Origin of the sequence: Arsenicicoccus cauae (assembly GCF_043162025.1) — a bacterium.
Taxonomy (GTDB): Bacteria; Actinomycetota; Actinomycetes; order Actinomycetales; family Dermatophilaceae; genus Arsenicicoccus; species Arsenicicoccus cauae.
Map to the genome: position 1 here is coordinate 1150326 of NZ_CP171001.1, position 16460 is coordinate 1166785.

15 protein-coding genes are annotated in these 16460 nt (G+C 73.5%); 9 read left to right on the forward strand and 6 right to left on the reverse strand.

The features are described from left to right. Window positions 1-149: 149 nt before the first annotated feature. From ACF3NS_RS05350 to ACF3NS_RS05360, 3 genes are all read right to left on the reverse strand, one after another. Window positions 150-2021 (reverse strand): alpha/beta fold hydrolase, encoded by a 1872-nt coding sequence (locus ACF3NS_RS05350; RefSeq protein WP_392468299.1) that lies wholly within the window; start codon window positions 2019-2021, stop codon window positions 150-152. Between the two features lie 222 nt (window positions 2022-2243). After that, entirely contained in the window at window positions 2244-3911 is a 1668-nt protein-coding gene (locus tag ACF3NS_RS05355) for an FAD-binding dehydrogenase (protein ID WP_392468302.1), read from the reverse strand. 144 nt (window positions 3912-4055) lie between these two features. After that, on the reverse strand, window positions 4056-5186 hold the full coding sequence (locus ACF3NS_RS05360; RefSeq protein WP_392468304.1) for a threonine aldolase family protein: 1131 nt from the start codon (window positions 5184-5186) through the stop codon (window positions 4056-4058). A 135-nt stretch (window positions 5187-5321) separates the two neighbouring features. On the opposite strand from ACF3NS_RS05360, the gene ACF3NS_RS05365 reads away from it, so the two are divergent. Genes ACF3NS_RS05365 through ACF3NS_RS05375 form a run of 3 tightly spaced genes read left to right on the forward strand, consistent with a single transcriptional unit; the run spans window position 5322 to window position 9438 of the window. Then, entirely contained in the window at window positions 5322-7559 is a 2238-nt protein-coding gene (locus ACF3NS_RS05365) for an MMPL family transporter (RefSeq protein WP_392468305.1), read from the forward strand. Further along, complete coding sequence (locus tag ACF3NS_RS05370) at window positions 7556-8818, forward strand: sensor histidine kinase (RefSeq protein WP_392468308.1); 1263 nt, start codon at window positions 7556-7558, stop codon at window positions 8816-8818. Before ACF3NS_RS05365 ends, ACF3NS_RS05370 begins: the two co-directional genes overlap by 4 nt. Then, a complete protein-coding gene (locus ACF3NS_RS05375; protein WP_392468310.1) occupies window positions 8815-9438 on the forward strand; it encodes a response regulator in 624 nt (207 codons plus the stop codon). The genes ACF3NS_RS05370 and ACF3NS_RS05375 overlap by 4 nt, the downstream gene beginning before the upstream one ends. A gap of 47 nt (window positions 9439-9485) precedes the next feature. Here the strand turns inward: ACF3NS_RS05375 and ACF3NS_RS05380 are convergent, their stop codons facing one another. Continuing rightward, window positions 9486-10097 carry a LysE/ArgO family amino acid transporter gene (locus ACF3NS_RS05380; protein ID WP_154593891.1) on the reverse strand — a complete coding sequence of 204 codons (612 nt, stop codon included), beginning with the start codon at window positions 10095-10097 and terminating at the stop codon, window positions 9486-9488. A 71-nt stretch (window positions 10098-10168) separates the two neighbouring features. Between ACF3NS_RS05380 and ACF3NS_RS05385 the strand changes: the two genes are divergently transcribed. Beyond that, window positions 10169-11026: an ArgP/LysG family DNA-binding transcriptional regulator gene (locus ACF3NS_RS05385; RefSeq protein ID WP_154593890.1), complete on the forward strand. Its 858-nt coding sequence runs from the start codon at window positions 10169-10171 to the stop codon at window positions 11024-11026. A gap of 106 nt (window positions 11027-11132) precedes the next feature. On the opposite strand, the gene ACF3NS_RS05390 is transcribed toward ACF3NS_RS05385, so the two are convergent. After that, window positions 11133-11951 (reverse strand): HAD family hydrolase, encoded by an 819-nt coding sequence (locus ACF3NS_RS05390; RefSeq protein ID WP_392468315.1) that lies wholly within the window; start codon window positions 11949-11951, stop codon window positions 11133-11135. 124 nt (window positions 11952-12075) lie between these two features. Here ACF3NS_RS05390 and ACF3NS_RS05395 point away from each other — a divergent pair, with 124 nt between their 5' ends. The 5 genes from ACF3NS_RS05395 to ACF3NS_RS05415 are packed head-to-tail and all read left to right on the forward strand — an operon-like array spanning window position 12076 to window position 14666. Next, window positions 12076-12318 carry a hypothetical protein gene (locus ACF3NS_RS05395; RefSeq protein WP_392468318.1) on the forward strand — a complete coding sequence of 81 codons (243 nt, stop codon included), beginning with the start codon at window positions 12076-12078 and terminating at the stop codon, window positions 12316-12318. Next, window positions 12315-12608 (forward strand): hypothetical protein, encoded by a 294-nt coding sequence (locus ACF3NS_RS05400; RefSeq protein ID WP_392468320.1) that lies wholly within the window; start codon window positions 12315-12317, stop codon window positions 12606-12608. The genes ACF3NS_RS05395 and ACF3NS_RS05400 overlap by 4 nt, the downstream gene beginning before the upstream one ends. Window positions 12609-12643: 35 nt before the next feature. Next, window positions 12644-13639: an FAD:protein FMN transferase gene (locus ACF3NS_RS05405; protein ID WP_392468323.1), complete on the forward strand. Its 996-nt coding sequence runs from the start codon at window positions 12644-12646 to the stop codon at window positions 13637-13639. Continuing rightward, on the forward strand, window positions 13636-14304 hold the full coding sequence (locus tag ACF3NS_RS05410) for a ferric reductase-like transmembrane domain-containing protein (RefSeq protein ID WP_154593885.1): 669 nt from the start codon (window positions 13636-13638) through the stop codon (window positions 14302-14304). The genes ACF3NS_RS05405 and ACF3NS_RS05410 overlap by 4 nt, the downstream gene beginning before the upstream one ends. Continuing rightward, window positions 14301-14666 carry a hypothetical protein gene (locus tag ACF3NS_RS05415; RefSeq protein WP_392468326.1) on the forward strand — a complete coding sequence of 122 codons (366 nt, stop codon included), beginning with the start codon at window positions 14301-14303 and terminating at the stop codon, window positions 14664-14666. Before ACF3NS_RS05410 ends, ACF3NS_RS05415 begins: the two co-directional genes overlap by 4 nt. An 85-nt stretch (window positions 14667-14751) precedes the next feature. On the opposite strand, the gene ACF3NS_RS05420 is transcribed toward ACF3NS_RS05415, so the two are convergent. After that, complete coding sequence (locus tag ACF3NS_RS05420; protein ID WP_288799309.1) at window positions 14752-16296, reverse strand: amino acid permease; 1545 nt, start codon at window positions 16294-16296, stop codon at window positions 14752-14754. Window positions 16297-16460 lie beyond the last annotated feature (164 nt).

The following is a 16460-nucleotide window of genomic DNA, read 5'->3' on the forward strand; positions in this document are numbered from 1 at the left end:
GTGACCTGTCGGGGCGGAGGGGGCGCCGAGGATGCGGGGTTGGCGACGGGAAGTGACCCGACGGGGCACCCGGGGCGGTCACAGCGGGGTGCTGGATCGCCCGTGGTGCCCCGCCGGGTCACCTGAACGTCTGCGCGCGACGGACGGGGTCAGTCCAGGCGGGTGAACAACGGGTGGTCGGGCTTGCAGCTCGTGTCCGAGGCGGGGACGAGCCGGTTGACGAGGTACTTGGTGCGGAGCCGGTCGACGCACGTGCTCACGCCGAGCGCCCCGTGGCCGTAGCCGTTGGTCAGGGTGATCAGCCGAGAGGTCTTGAGCTCCTTGCGGTAGGCCACGGCACCGCTGTAGGGCGTCGCCGGGTCGTGATGGTTGCCGATGATCAGGACGGGCGTCGAGGTGGCCTTGTCGAACGGCCCGCGGTAGGCGTCGGGATTCATGCCGGGCCACCCCGCGCACACGCTCGCCGTCCACAGCCACGCCGGACCGAACCCGGGGGCCTGCCACTTGACGCGGCGGTCGGCCGCGATCCAGGCCTTGGGGTCCTTCGGGTTGAGCGAGTCGGAGCACAGCACGCCGTGGAACCCGGCGTCGTAGACCGGCGCATCCGGCTCCCCGGGCGGCTCCTCCGCCGAGGGGGCCGCGGCCAGGCCTGACGAGCGCAGGACGGTCGAGCTCAGCCCGAGGACCGGGCCGTTCGTGCGGTGCGCCCCCTTGGGGGCCGTGGACTCCGACAGCGGTGCCGGGGCCGGGTGCTCGCGGTCGACCTTGGCGGCCAGGGCCTTGAGCCGCGCGACGGCGGCCTTGGGCCGCGACCTGGGTGTCGCCTCGGCCGCGACCTGGCCGTCCGCCGAGGCGGTGCCGGCGGCCTTGCGGACCGGCGTCGTCGGCGCGATCGCCTGGCGCAGCTCGGTGATGGCGGGCATGAGCAGCGGAATGTCGTCGGCGGAGTAGAGGACCTGCAGCGCGAGGGCGATCACGTCGTCGTAGCGCAGGTAGTTGCCGTCGCCCATGTCGACCGGGCCCTTGGACAAGGTGGTGAGGATGGCCTGCCAGTCCTGGCGGACGGTCTTGGCCTCGGCACACAGGCTCGTGCCGCCCCGCTCGCACTCCGTGAACGCCGACATCAGCGCCTCATGCGCCCCGAGGTGGGAGTTGAGACGCTCGGTGACCGGCTTGGTGCGGTGCTCGCCGCCGCGGCCGGTGGCCCAGGCGACGGGGTCGAGGACCCCGTCCACGACCAGGGCGCGGATGTTGCCGGGATACAGGGCGGCGTATGTCGCACCGAGGTAGCTGCCGTAGGAGATGCCGTAGTAGCTGATCTGCTTGTCGCCGAGCGCGCGCCTCGCGAGGTCCATGTCGCGGGCGGTGTCGGCGGTCGACATGTGCTTGAGGATGCGCGGCATGGCGGTGGCGCAGGTCTTGCGGTAGGCCCGGTCATAGGCCAGGTGCTGCGCGAACTCCTTGTCCCACAACGGGAACATGTGCTCGTCGAGCTGCGGCATCTCCTCGCCCGGCTTGCCGACGCACATCGCGAGGTCCTCTCCCTCGATGCCGCGCGGGCCCACCCCGACGATGTCGAAGCGCTTGCGCACCTGGGCGCCGAGCTCCTGGGCGAAGAGGCCGACGGTCTGGGTGGCCGGTCCGCCGGGACCGCCGGGGTTGGTGAACAGGGCGCCGATGCGCTGCGAGGGGTTGTCGGCCGGCCGTCGGCTGATCGACAGCTTGGTGGTGCCCAGCGTGGGGTCGCCGTAGTCGAGCGGCACCTCCAGGGTGGCGCACTGCAGGCCGGAGCCGCAGCGGGTCCAGGCGACCTTGGGTGAGGCCATGGCGCGCAGGGCCGCGGCGGTCTTGGCGTCGTCCCTGGGCGCGCGGACGAAGGCGCTGGCGGTGGTGGCGCCGGAGCCGAGGCCGGCGCCGACGCCCGGGCCAGGTGACGCCAACGTCGGTGAGGCGGCGGCGAGGCCACCTGCGGCGGTGATCAGGACTGCTGCGGCCGCAGCGGCTGGACGAGTCAGTGACATGGTCTGCTCCCCGGTGCTCGACGTCGGTCCCCCAGGTGCGTGGAGGCCCCCCGCACCCCATGCCGACGCGGCCATCCTTGCGCCCGATCGGGAGTCGGCACCAGACCTACCCGGGAGAAAGTTGGGAGCGGTCACGCGGCGTGACCGCTCCCGGTCATCGCCCCGGCGTTCAACCGCTCAGGTCACGCGCGGTGACGGGTGGTTCCCGGCATACGGACAGGATCAAGCCGTCGCCGCCGCAGCGGCGCGTCCGGCGGCCCGGCCGCTGAACAGGCAGCCGCCGAGGAAGGTCCCCTCGAGTGCGCGGTAGCCGTGCATGCCGCCCCCGCCGAAGCCGGCGGCCTCGCCTGCGGCATACAGGCCTGGCACGGCCGAGCCAGCGGCGCTCAGGACCCGCGCCGACAGGTCGGTCTCGAGCCCGCCGAGCGTCTTGCGGGTGAGGGTCGACAGCCGGACCGCGATCATCGGTCCGTGCGCGGGGTCCTCGAGACGGTGGGGCGGGGCGGTGCGGATCAGCTTGTCCCCCAGGAAGCGTCGCGAGCCGTGGAGATGCACGACCTGGCTGTCCTTGCTGAACGGGTTGGCGATCTCGCGGTCACGTGCCCGGACCTCACGGCGCACCTGCTCGGGGTCGAGCCCACCGTCGGGCTCGAGCGCGACCATGCCTGCGACGAGCTCGTCGAGGGTGGTCGCCTGCACGAAGTCCTCGCCGTGGTCCAGGAAGGCCTGCACCGAGGGCGGCACGTCGGTGCGGACGCGCGAGGCGACACCGCGCCACGAGCGGCCGGTCAGGTCGAGGTTCTGCTCCTGGCCGGACAACGTGAACTCCTTGCCCGCGATGGTCTTGTCGAGGACGAACCAGCTGTGGTCCGCACCGACCTGCTGCAGGTGCGCGAGCGTCCCCATCGTGTCGAAGCCCGGGAACAGCGGCACCGGCAGACGCCGTCCCGTGGCGTCGAGCCACAGCGACGAGGGGCCGGGCAGGATCCGGATGCCGTGCCCAGGCCAGATCGGGTCCCAGTTGTGGACGCCCTCGGTGTAGTGCCACATGCGGTCGGGGTGGATCAGCCGGCCACCCGCCTCCTGCGCGATCCCGATGCCGCGGCCGTCGACGTGGGCGGGGACGCCGGTCACCATGTGCCGCGGCGGCGTGCCGAGCCGGTCGGGCCAGGCCGCGCGCACCAGGTCGTGGTCGCCGCCGATGCCGCCGGTGGCGATGATGACGGCCTGCGCACGAATCTCTCGCTCCTGCAGCACGGTCCGGTTGGTGGGGCGGCCGCGGTCCGCGCGGTCGGCGGCCAGCACCGAGGTGCGCACCCCGACGACCTCGCCGCCACGGCCCGGCTGCGCGCCCTCGACGATCAGCGAGTCCACGCGGTGGCGGAAGCCGAACCGTACGAGCCCACGGTGCGCCAGGTCGTGGAGGCGTCGCTCGAACGGCTCCACGATGCCCGGGCCCGTGCCCCACGTGATGTGGAACCGCGGGACGGAGTTGCCGGGGCCGAGGGCGCCATACCCCCCACGCTCGGCCCAGCCGACCACGGGAAACAGGCGGTGCCCCAGCTGCCGCAACCACGAACGCTTCTCCCCCGCAGCGAAGCTCACGTAGGCGCGGGCCCACTCCCGGGGCCAGTGGTCCTCGGGGCGGTCGAAGCCCGCAGTGCCCTCCCAGTCCTGCCAGGCCAGCTCCTCGGAGTCCTTGATGCGCAGCCGGCGCTGCTCGGGGGAGTCGACGAGGAAGAGCCCGCCGAAGGACCAGTAGGCCTGCCCACCGAGCGACTGCTCGCCCTCCTGGTCCAGCAGCAGCACCTGCCGCCCGGCGTTCGCGGCCTCGCACGCGGCCACGAGCCCGGCGAGGCCGGCTCCCACGACGATGACGTCGGCGTCCATCTGTGGCTCCTTCGCTCGGGCCCACGGGCCGGTCGGGGTCTCACCGTATGCCGGAACCGCCCGCCTCGGGAGTGCCCCACCTCGCCGACTGGTCAGGTATCGGCGGGGCGGGTGTCCAGTGGTGACCAGTCGGCGAAGGGAGGGTCAGGGGGCAGAGCCCTCGGCCCCCATCTCGGCCGCCAGGGCATCCGCGAATCCGGTGACGTCGGCCTCCGTCGTGTCCCAGGAGCACATGAGCCGGACCTCGCCGGTCGCCTCCTTCCACACGTAGAAGGGGTAGCGGGCCTGCATCCGTAGCGTCACCTGCGGCGGCAGCGTGGCGAACACGGCGTTGGCGGCGACCTCCTGGGTGACGGTGACGCCGTCGATGCCGCGCAACGCCTCCCCGAGCCGGCGGGCCATGCCGTTGGCGTGCCGGCCGGACTCGCGCCACAGGTCGCCGGAGTAGAGCGCGAGCAGCTGGGCCGACATGAAGCGCATCTTGGACGGCAGCTGGGTCGACAGCTTGCGCACGAACTCCATCCGTCGCACGGCGTCGGGGTTGATGACGACGACCGCTTCGACACCCATCAGACCCGCCTTGGTGCCGCCGAGCGAGACGACGTCGACGCCGACGTCGGTGGTGATGTCGCCGAGCGAGCAGCCCAGCGCCGCAGCGGCGTTGGCGATGCGGGCGCCGTCGAGGTGGACGAGCATGCCCAGGGCGTGGGCGTGCTCGCACACCTCGCGGAGCTGGTCAGGGGTGTAGAGCGTGCCCACCTCGGTCGACTGGGTGACGCTGACGACACGCGGCTGCGCGTGGTGCTCGAACCCGAATCCGTAGGCCTCCCGGTCGATCAGCGCGGGCGTGAGCCGACCGTCGGGGGACTCGACGTCGACGACCTTGATGCCGGCGACCTTCTCCGGGGCGCCGCACTCGTCGGTGTGGATGTGGGCGTGGGAGGAGCAGATGACGGCGTCCCAGCGGTCCGTCATCGCCGACAGGGCAACGACATTCGCGCCCGTGCCGTTGAAGGTCGGCCAGCACGAGGCGCTCTCGCCGAAGTGCCTGCGCACGACCTCCTGCAGCGCCTCGGTGTAGGGGTCAGCGCCGTAGGAGCCGACGTGGCCTCCGTTCGCCACGGCGAGCGCCTCGAGGACCTCCGGGTGGACACCGGCGTAGTTGTCGCTGGCGAAGCCGCGACGCTCGGGGTCGTGCAGCCGGTCGCGAAGTCGGTCGTGCAGGGGGTCGCTCTGGGGGTCGTGCAGGGGGTCGAGGGGCAGGGTGGGGGGCATCGTCACGTCCTTGGGTTGGGGTCCACCAAAGGTATGACGCCGGACCCCACCCGCAGCCGATGTCCGTCGCCGGATCCAGGTCAACGCTTGTGGAGGCGCCGCACCGGTGCCACCGAACGACCCCACGAGGACCCGATGAGCACACAGACCCCCACCCAGAGCACGCCGAGCACGCATGGCTCCTCGGTGCCGAGCCCGCCTGGGGCCTGGCGACGCCTCGCGGACGCCGTGACCTCCCGGCGCGGCGCCTGGGCCACCCTGGTCCTCGCGCTGCTCGTGACTACGGCGCTCATGGGGGCGCTACGCGGCGCCGAGATCGTCCGGGCAGATGAGACGCTGCCGCCCGACTCCGAGTCCGCCCGGGCGGCAACGCTGCTCGCGGGCTTCCCCCGCAGCGAGCTCAGTCCCGTCATGGTGGTGATGACGCGGTATGACGAGCGCCCGCTGGCAGCCGGCGATCTCGCGTCGGCGCAGCGCGTCGGCGAGGCCGCCGCGGGCAGCGTCGGGCAACGGGCATCGCGCCCGATCCCCTCGCAGGACGGCCGCGCGGTGCTCGTGAGCATCCCCGTGCGGGCGGACCGTCCCAACACCGACATCGCCACCGACGTCAAGGCCATGCGGGCGGCGATCGCGGGGACGGGCGAGGCGACGGCGGGCGACGCCGGCGGGGCGGCGGGGGAGCCGCGGCTGCGCGCGCAGGTGACCGGAGGGCCGGCCTTCGGCGCGGACGTGGCGGGCGCCTTCGACGGCGCCGACCTGCGCCTGCTCGCCGTCACGGTCGGCATCGTCGCGGTGCTGCTCCTGCTGACCTACCGCTCCCCGGTGCTGTGGCTGGTCCCCCTGGTCGTCGTGGCGCTCGCGGACGGCCTGGCCGGAGTCCTGGCCAAGGCCATCGGCGAGGCGCGGGACCTCAGCTTCGACAGCGGGATCGTCAGCGTCCTCGTCTTCGGCGCCGGGACCAACTATGCGCTGCTGCTGATCTCGCGGTACCGCGAGGAGCTGCCGCGCACCGACGACCACCGGGTCGCGCTGCGGGACGCCCTCGTGGCGACCGGGCCGGCGGTGCTCGCCTCCAACGTCACCGTGGTGCTGTCGCTGCTCACCCTCGTGCTCGCCGTGCTGCCCGGCACGCGGGGTCTTGGCCCCACGTCGGCGGCGGGGCTGCTGGTCGCGGCCGTGTTCGCGCTGGTGGTGCTGCCGGCCGCGCTGGCCATCTGCGGCCGCAAGCTGTTCTGGCCGTTCGTCCCCCCACTACCTTCGCGGCCTTCCCGCACGGGTACCGCGCCGCAGACTGACCAGTCGTTGTCCCCCCTTCGCCGACTGGTCGGTTCTGGACATGGTGTGGCGTCGGGAAGTGACCGGTCGGCGGGCGTGGGGCCGTGGGCCCGCGTGGCGCGCGCCGTGACCCGTCGCCCATGGCCCGTGCTCGCCGCCGCCCTGGCGGTCGCCGCCCTCATGGCCGCCGGACTCGCCGGGACCCGCGTCGGCCTGTCGCAGACCGAGCAGTTCCGGGTGGCCTCCGAGTCCTCGGCCGGACTGCAGACCCTGGCGCGCCACTACCCCCAGGGGGAGAGCGCCCCCATGACGGTGGTCAGCCGCACCGAGGCGGCGCCCCGGGTGGCCGAGGCGGCCCGGCATACGGCCGGGGTGGTCCGCGTCCAGACCCTCGCCGAGCACGACGGGTGGAGCCGCACCATGGTCGTCGGGGACGCCGAACCCGACTCTCCCGCAGCGCAGGACACCGTCCGCGCGCTGCGTGACGCGGTGCACGCCGTGCCTGGCTCGGACGCGGTCGTCGGCGGTCAGACCGCCCGGCAGGTGGACGCCGAAGCCGGCGCGCGCCATGACCTGCTGCTCGTCGCCCCGCTCATCCTGCTGGTCGTGCTGCTCGTCCTCGTCGCCCTCCTGCGCGCGGTCGTCGCACCGATGATCCTGCTGCTGGTCAACGTGATCAGCGCCGTCGCCGCCATCGGGCTGGGGACGTGGATCGGGCGGACGGTGTTCGGCTTCCCGGGGCTGGACGTGCTCGTGCCGCTGCTGTCCTTCCTGTTCCTCGTGGCGCTGGGGATCGACTACACGATCTTCCTCGCGCACCGGACGGTGCACGAGGCGCAGGAGCACGGCCTGCGTGAGGGCGTCGTGCGCGCCGTGGGCGCCACGGGCGGGGTCATCACCAGCGCGGGGGTGGTGCTGGCGGCGGTCTTTGCGGCGCTCGGCGTGCTGCCGCTCGTCACCCTCGGTCAGCTGGGCCTGATCGTCGGCCTCGGCGTGCTCGTCGACACGCTGCTCGTGCGCACCCTGGTCGTGCCCGCTGTGCTCGCCGCCGCCGGTGAGCGGCTCTGGTGGCCACGACGGCTAGCCTCGACGGCATGATCCCGGACACCCGTCCGTCGACCGCGCGGCGCCTGCAGGGGGCGCTGCACGGTCTGGTGGGGGTGCTCCTGGTCGTCGCCGCGGTGCGCGGGATGGTCCTCGGCACCTCGCCGGCGCTCGTCGCCCTCGCCTCGGTGGCCCTGCTCGGCTGGTATGCCGTCGGCGCCGGCCTCGCGCGGGGAACCGCCTCCCCGCGCGGTCCGGCACCGGTCCGCGGCAGGGCCGATCCGAGCAGGGGGCTGGCGACGGCGTGGATGGGCGTCCTCGTGACGTCCTGGGCGTTGGTGGTGCTGCTGGTGTCGCCCGAGTTCTCGTGGCTCGCCTTCCCGTTCATCCTGATCGGCGTGCTGGTGCTGCCGCCGTCGGTCGCCCACCCGCTCGCCGCCGCGATGACCGCGGTAGTGGTCGTCGCGCAGCTGCGCGGCGCCGGTCCCGAGTCCCTGCGCGCCGGCATGGTGCTCGGGCCCATGCTCGGGGCGCTGGTGGCGATCGGGACGGGCGCGGCCTACCTGCGGGTGCTGCGCGAGAGCGAGGACCGGCGGCGCCTCGTCGAGCAGCTCGTCGCCGCCCAGGACGACCTCGTGGCCGTGCACGACGAGCTCGCCGCCACCCAGCGCGAGGCCGGGGTCGCCGCCGAGCGCACCCGCATCGCCCGCGACATCCACGACACGCTCGCGCAGGGCCTCAGCTCGATCGTGCTGCTGTCCCGCGCCGCCGCTGCCGACCCCGCGTCGCGCGAGGCCCTGCTCGGTCAGATCGAGGCCACCGCCGTCGACAACCTCGACGAAGCCCGTCGCGTCGTGGCCGCCCTCACCCCCTCCGTGCTCGAGCAGGCGCCGTTGCCCGCCGCGATCGGGCGGCTCCTCGAGCGGCTGGGCGCGCAGTCCGGCATACGCACCGTCCTGCACGTCGACGGGGACGTGCGCACGATCCCGACCACGGTCGAGGTGGCGCTCCTGCGCGTGGCGCAGTCCGCGCTCGCCAACGTGCGCCTCCACTCGGGGGCCTCCCGGGTCGTCGTCACCATCTCGTATGCCGATACCTCCGTCTCGCTGGACGTCGTCGACGACGGGAGGGGCTTCACCGAGTCGCGGCTGATGTCGGCGCCGCTCGGGGGCACGGGATTCGGCCTGCGGGCCATGCGGTCGCGCCTCACCGAGCTGGGTGGGCGGCTCGACGTGGAGTCCGCGCCTGGCGATGGCACCGCGATCGCCGCTACCGTCCCCCTCGCGACCCCCCATCCGCAGGAGCTGCCATGACCGTGCGTGTCCTCGTCGTCGACGACCACCCGGTCGTGCGGGCCGGGCTGCGCGCCCTGCTCGCGGTCGACGCGCGGGTGGACGTGGTCGGGGAGGCCGCCTCGGGCGAGGAGGCGCTGGTCGTGGCGCGGGCCCGCCGCCCCGACGTCGTCCTCATGGACCTGCAGCTCGGCGACGGCCTCGACGGGGTCGCCGCCACCCGCGCCCTGCGCGAGGACCCCGACGGGCCCCGCGTGCTGATCCTCACGACCTATGACACCGACGCCGACATCGTGCGCGCCGTCGAGGCGGGGGCCGCGGGCTACCTGCTCAAGGACACGCCGGCGGCCACGCTCGTGGCCGCCGTCGAGCGCGCCGCCCGGGGGGAGACGGTGCTGGCGCCGCGCGCCGCCGAGGTGCTCGTGGGGCATCTGCGCCACCCCCGACCGGCCCTGTCCGACCGCGAGGCGCAGGTGCTCGCGCGGGTCGCCGACGGCCACAGCAACCGGGATATCGCGCGCGAGCTGCTGATCAGCGAAGCCACCGTCAAGACCCACCTCGTCCACGTCTTCGACAAGCTGGGGGTGGACTCGCGGACGGCGGCCGTGGCCGTGGCCCGGGAGCAGGGGCTGCTGCGCTGACCCGACGGTCAGCGCCGGTCTGGTCTGGTCTGGGCTGGGGGATCGGGTCAGGCGCCGACGACGAGGCTCACGCCGAGCGCGATCATCACGACCGCGATCACCAGGTCGAGCAGCTGCCACGCCCGGGGCCGGGCAAACAGCGGCCGCAACCAGCGGGCGCCATACCCGAGGGCGGTGAACCACAGCAGCGAGCCGGCCGCCGCCCCGAGCCCGAACCACCACCGGCCGTCCCTCCCGTGCGTCGCCGACAGCGAGCCGAGCATCACGACCGTGTCGAGGTAGACGTGCGGGTTGAGCCAGGTGAAGGCGAGCGTGGTCACCACCGCGGCCCGCAGGCCGCTCACGCCGCGCTCCTGCGCCGTGAGGGTGCCCGGGTGCCGCGCCGCCAGGGCCGTGCGGATCCCGAACTGCACGAGGAAGATCGCGCCGCCCCACCGCGCCAGCGTCACCACGGTCGGGTGAGAGGTGATGAGGGCGCCCACGCCGGCGACGCCCGCGAGGATCAGCACGGCGTCGGACAGCGCGCAGATCGCGACGATGACGCCGACGTGCCGGCGCAGCAGGCCCTGCCGCAGCACGAAGGCGTTCTGGGCGCCGATCGCCACGATGAGGCCGAGTCCGGTCAGCAGGCCGATGGCCGCGCTGTGCAGGGGGGACATGACGACGACGCTAGGCGGCGGCCGCCGGTGCAGTCCAACGACAGTTGCTGGGGATTCCTTAGCATTGCTTCATGTATGCCGACTCCCACCAGCTCGCCGCTCTGCTCGCCGTGGTCGAGGAGGGCAGCTTCGAGGCGGCGGCGGACGAGCTGCGAGTCACACCCTCGGCCGTCAGCCAGCGGATCAAGGCGCTCGAGCGCCGGGTCGGCCAGGTGGTCGTGCAGCGCACCCGGCCCTGCCGCCCCACCTCGACGGGCGAGGTCCTGGTCCGTATGGCGCGGCAGCTGGCGCTCCTCGAGGCCGAGGCACGGGCCGCGCTCACTGCCCAGTCGGCGGCGACCACGATCGCCGTCGCCCTCAACGCCGACTCGCTGGCCACGTGGGCGCGCGACGTGCTCGTCGAGGCGGCCGAGGCCGGCGACATCGGGCTCGAGCTGCACGTCGAGGACCAGGACCACAGCCTCGAGCTGCTCCGGGCGGGACGGGTGCTCGCGGCGCTGACCGCCGACCCCGTTGCGGTGCAGGGATGCTCGGTGACCCAGCTGCCGCCGATGCGCTACGTCCCGGTCGCGACGCGCTGGCTGTGGGAGCGGCACGAGCACGACCTGTCGCGCCTGCCCGTGGTGCGGTTCAACGACAAGGACGACCTGCAGGACGCGGTGCTGCGCGAGCTCGGCGTGACCTCCACGGGACTCGCGCACACCGTGCCCTCGACCGAGGACTTCGCGGCGGCCGTGCGGTGCGGGCTGGGGTGGGGCGCGCTGCCCCTCGCACAGCTGGGGGAGCGGGGTGACCTGGGGGAGCGGGGTGACCTGGTCGAGGTGGCGCCGGGCCACGACGTGGTGGTCCCGCTCTACTGGCAGCGGTGGCGGATCGAGTCGGCCGTCCTGGACCGCGTCACCGAGTGGGTGCGTGCTGCCGCCGGCTGACCTTCCCCTGCCCCGCCCTGCCGTGCCCTGCCCCGCCCTGCCTGCCCTGCCAGCGCTTCCCTCCCCGGATCGTGAGGGTTTCGTCCACGGATGGTGGACGAGACGCTCACGATCGCCAGAGGGCGGCCTCGATGATCCGGGCCACGCCGTCCTCGTCGTTGGCGGCGCAGCGATGCGTGGCGGCCTCGACCGCTGCGGCATGGGCGTTGGCCACGGCAAAGCTGCGACCGGCCCAGCCGAGCATCGGCACGTCGTTGGGCATGTCGCCGAAGGTCCAGACCTCGGCCGACGACACGTCGTGGCCGGCGCACCAGCGTTGCAGGGCAGTGGCCTTGGTCACGCCGAGGGCAGTCATCTCGGCCAGCCCCGGCGCGCCGGAGTAGGCCAGGTGGACGTCCCCACCCACCAGCTCGCTCGCCCGCGCGACGAACTCCTCGGGCCCGAGCCGGGGGTGGCGCGCGATGAGCTTGCCCGGCAGCTCGTCCTCGAGCAGGTCCTCCAGGGCCGCCACCCGGCGGGCGTCGTCGACCACCGTCCCGTCCGGCGCCCGCAGGTCGCGCAGCGCCGGCTCGATGCCGAGACCCGAGCGCCCCTCGACGCCGAAGCCGATGCCCGGCAAGGCTCCTCGCAGGCGTGACACCACGTCCAGGGTGACGGGCGCCGGGATGGTCCGCTCCTCCACGACGGCGTCGACGTGCGCGTCGTAGACGAAGGCGCCGTTGCTGCACAGCACCACGCCGTGCGCACCCACCTGCTCGCGAAAGGCCTTCATCCACCGCGGTGGTCGTGCCGTCACGACGATCACCGTGCAGCCCGCCGCCTCAGCGGCGGCGATCGCGGACGCGGTGCGCGACGACAGCGTGCCGTCGGATCGCAGCAGGGTCCCGTCGAAGTCGGTGGCGAAGACGCGCGGGCAGTCCGGCATGAGGGCCACTCTCCCACGCGCGGCCCTCACAGGGAGGCCACAGAGACGACCAACGACGGGCATAGGGCGCAGCGGTGGAGTGGGGGCATCACACCGAGGAACGCACGAGATCAAGGAGCACGCCATGGGATTCAGCGCACTAGGTCGATCGAGGCTGGTGGCCACGCCGGCCGTGGCGGCGATGATGCTCGTCGCCGCGCCGGCCGCCGCCCAGGCCTCCGGAGCAACGCCCGGCCACCGTGCCGTCGACCGTCAGGTCACGGTCACGACGCAGGTGCCGGAGACGGCGCTGTATGGCGGAGGGACCACCCGCCGCTTCACGGGGAGCGTCTCGAGCCTCGACGACATCCGCCGGGTGGTGTCGTGAACGCCGCCCGCCGCACCGGGGTGCGGCGCATCCGCCAGGCCACCGCGTCGCTGGCCGCCCTCACGGCCGCGGTCGCGGCGGCCGCGATCGGCCTGACGACCATCCCCGACACCGCAGCGAGTGCAGCCGGGGTGGCCGGCGCGAGCGCCGCGTCCACGACGAGCACCTCGTCCAGCGCCACGGACGATGCGTCCACCTCGTCCACCTCCTCCAGCACGGGCACCACCAGCCAGACCGACGGCCTGACGGCGGCCCAGGGCGCGCCGGCGGCGCACTCCTCCGGCAGCTGACGGCATACCTCCCCTCCATCACGAAAGGCCCTGCCATGCAGATGATCTCCGCTCCCCGCGGACCCGCCCTCGAGTGGGCCCTGTGGTCCACCACGATGCGCCTCGTCACCTCCGAGGAGCGCGCCCTGCCCGCGGCCAAGCGGCTCGTGGACCATGAGCTGCAGGCGGTCGAGCTGGCGGCCAGCAGGTTCCGGCGCGACTCCGAGGTGTCGCGGCTGGCCCGGGCCGGCGGGCGGCCGGTCCGCGTGAGCCCCACCCTGCTCGCCCTCGCCGAGGCCGCCGTGGCCGCCGCCGTGGTGACGGACGGCGCCTGCGACCCGACGGTCGGGACCGCGCTGGACCGGCTCGGCTACGGGCAGGACCTGGAGGGGGCGGGCCGGGTCGTGCCCCTCGCGCGCGGCACGCTCCGCCTCGTCGAGCGGCCGGCTCCCGGCTGGCGGCGGATCGGCATCGACCGCGCGGCCGGCACCCTCACGGTGCCCGCCGACGTCACGCTCGACCTCGGCGCCACCGCCAAGGCGTGGGCGGCGGACCGCTGCGCGCGGGTCGTGGCCGACCAGCTCGGCACCGGTGCCCTGGTCAGCCTCGGCGGCGACGTCGCCACGGCCGGCCCCGCCCCGACCGGCGGGTGGGCCGTGTCCGTCCAGGACCTCCCCGACGATCCCGCGGCCCTGGTCGCCCTGCCCTCCGGCTGGGCCCTCGCCACCTCCAGCACGCGCAAGCGCCGCTGGCGGATCGAGGGCCGCGAGCTGCAGCACATCCTCGACCCCGCGACGTCCCTGCCCGTCGTCCCGCACTGGTCCTCGGCCACGGTGGCCGCTCGCAGCTGCGTCCTCGCCAACGCCTGGTCGACCGCGGCCCTCGTCGTGGGGCCGCACGCGCCGGGGCTCCTCGCACGCGCCCAGGTGCAGGCCCGGCTGCTGGGCCTGCGTGGCGACCTGACCTTCGTCGGGGGCTGGCCCTCTGCGGCCGAGGGTGTGACCGAGCGCCAGGCGGGTGAGGTCGCGCGAGCCGCGAGGGCCGCGTCGTGAACGAGGCTCTCTGGGTCCTCGGCCGGGCCACCGGCGTCAGCACGCTCGTGATGCTCACGGTCGCCACGGCCCTCGGGGTCGTCATGAGCGGCGGCTTCCGGCATCGCGAGCTGCCGCGCTTCGCCCTCGCCGAGATCCACCGCCGGGCATCGCTGCTCGCGACCGGGCTGCTCGTCGTGCACGTCCTGTCGCTGTGGCTGGACGCCGAGGCCCAGCTCGACGCCGTGGACCTGCTCGTGCCCTTCCTCAACGCCCGCAACCCCCTGTGGTGGGGGCTCGGCACGCTCGCCCTCGACCTGCTGCTCATCGTGGTCGTGAGCAGCCTGCTCCGCAAGCGACTGCCCCATGCCGTATGGCGGGGCCTGCACCTGCTCGCCTACGCGTCGTGGCCGTTCGCGGTCCTGCACTCCGTGGGCGGCGGCACCGACTCCGCCACGTGGTGGGTGCGGCTCACGGCCATCACCTGCTGCGCGGTGGTCGGCGGAGCCGTCGGCTACCGCCTCGTGCGCCGCTCGGGCTCCCGCCTCGTGCACCGCTCGGGCTCCCGCCTCGGGCGCACCCTCCCGCCCACCGGCCGCCCCGTGAGCGCCAAGTCCGCTCCCGCGGCCAACCCCGCCCCTGCGGCCGCCACCACTACCGCCACTGTCCAGGAGTACCCGTCATGAGCACCAGGTCTCGCGGTTCGCAGTCGATCCGCACCGCCACCGCGGTCCTCGCCGGCACCGGCGTGGGCGTCGCGGCCGCCGTCACCGGCATCGTCGCCGCGCAGGGCAGCACTGCCGCCCCTCCCGACCAGGCCCAGCCGTCCCAGCAGCAGCTCCAGCGCCAGCAGCTCCAGCCCCAAGGTGGCCTGCAGCAGCTGCCCGGCATACCGGGTCAGTCGCAGGACCAGCAGGACCAGCAGGACCAGCAGGACCAGCTGGATCAGCAGGGCAGCCAGGGAGGCTGGACCCAGCAGGACCAGCTGGGAGGGCAGGGGATCGGACCCGGCCAGGGACCGGCGATGGGACGCAGCTCCGGCAGCTGACGCCCCCCCGCGTTTCCCCCAAGAACGCCGAGTGGTCACATCCCGAACGTCGGGATGTGACCACTCGGCGTGTGGGAGGGGTTGTTCAGGCGTCGTGGCGGGTCGAGCCGTTGGCGTCAAAGCTGCCGCCGGCCGCGGGGTTGCCGATGTGCTCGTAGGGCGTGGCGGCGTGCCCCTGGACGTTCAGCCGGGAGTGGGTCCGCGAGTACATGAAGTAGATCGCGAAGCCCAGCGCCATCCAGATCAGGAAGCGGATCCAGGTGTCGAGCGGGAGGTTGAGCATGAGGTAGAGGGAGACCAGGGCGGCGAGCCAAGGCAGCACCGGGGAGCCGGGCACCTTGAAGGACCGCTGCAGGTCGGGGCGCCGCTTGCGCAGAATCGGCACCGCGACCGAGACGAGGACGAACGCCGACAGAGTGCCGATGTTGACCATCTCCTCGAGCTTGCCGATCGGGGTGAGGGAGGCCACGAGGGCGACCAGCGTGCCGACGATCAAGGTGATGCGCACCGGGGTGCCGGTCCTGGGGTGGGTCCGGCCCAGCCACGGCGGCAGCAGCCAGTCGCGGGACATGGCGAAGACGACGCGCGTCGCGCCGATCATCAGGGTCATGACGACGGTGAACAGGCCGGCGACGGCGCCCGCCGAGATGAGGGTGGACGCCCAGCCCTGGCCGACGCTCTCGAAGGCCGCGGCCAGTGCGGCCTTGGGGTTGATCTTGTCGTAGTGCACCATGCCCGTGATGACGAGCGAGACCGCGATGTAGAGGATCGTGCAGATGATCAGCGAGGCGATGATGCCGATCGGCAGGTCGCGCTGCGGGTTGCGGGCCTCCTCGGCCGTGGTCGCCACGACGTCGAAGCCGATGTAGGCGAAGAACACGAGCGAGGCGCCGGCGAGGATGCCTCCCCAGCCGTAGGTCGTCGGGTTGAGGCCGAAGATGGTCTGCAGCAGCGGGGCGTGCATGATGCCGGCGTTGGACGCGGCCGGGGCGATCGCGTCGGGGATGAACGGGGTGTAGTTCTCCGTCTTGATGAAGCGCATCCCGGCGACGATGACGAACAGCACCACGAAGAGCTTGAGGGCGACGAAGATCAGGTTGACCCGCATCGACTCCTTGATGCCGTAGGCGATCAGCGCGGTGATGACCGCGACCAGCAGGAACGCAGGCAGGTCGAAGGCGGCCCCCGGCGACACCGACGCGGGGAAGGTGATGCCGAGGTGGCCGAGGAACACGACGAAGTACTGCGACCAGCCCTGGGCGACGACGGAGGCGCCGAGCATCATCTCGAGCAGGAGGTCCCAGCCGATGATCCAGGCGACCAGCTCGCCGAGGGTCGCGTAGGAGAAGGTGTAGGCCGAGCCGGACACCGGGACCGTGGACGCGAACTCGGCGTAGCACAGCGCCGCGAGGCCGCAGGCGAACGCCGCGATGGCGAACGAGATGACGATGGCCGGGCCGGCGTACTGGGCGGCGGCGCGACCGGTGAGGGTGAAGATGCCGGCCCCGATGATGACCCCGATGCCGAAGACCGTGAGGTCGACCGCCGTCAGGTTCTTCTTGAGCTGGTACTCCTCCTCGACGGTCTCGGCGATGGACGCCTCGATCGATTTGGTGCGGAACAGGCTCATCTGGTCAACTCCTCGGGGTGGGGTGCGGCACGCTGGGTCTGGCCGTGAAGGCCACCGCGCGCCATAGCGTGCACCCGCACGAGGGCCGCTGGGAAGGGCGCCAGCGTGGACCGTGACCGGATCGTGCCGCCCACCGTCCGCATACTGGTCAGTATGCCGTCGTC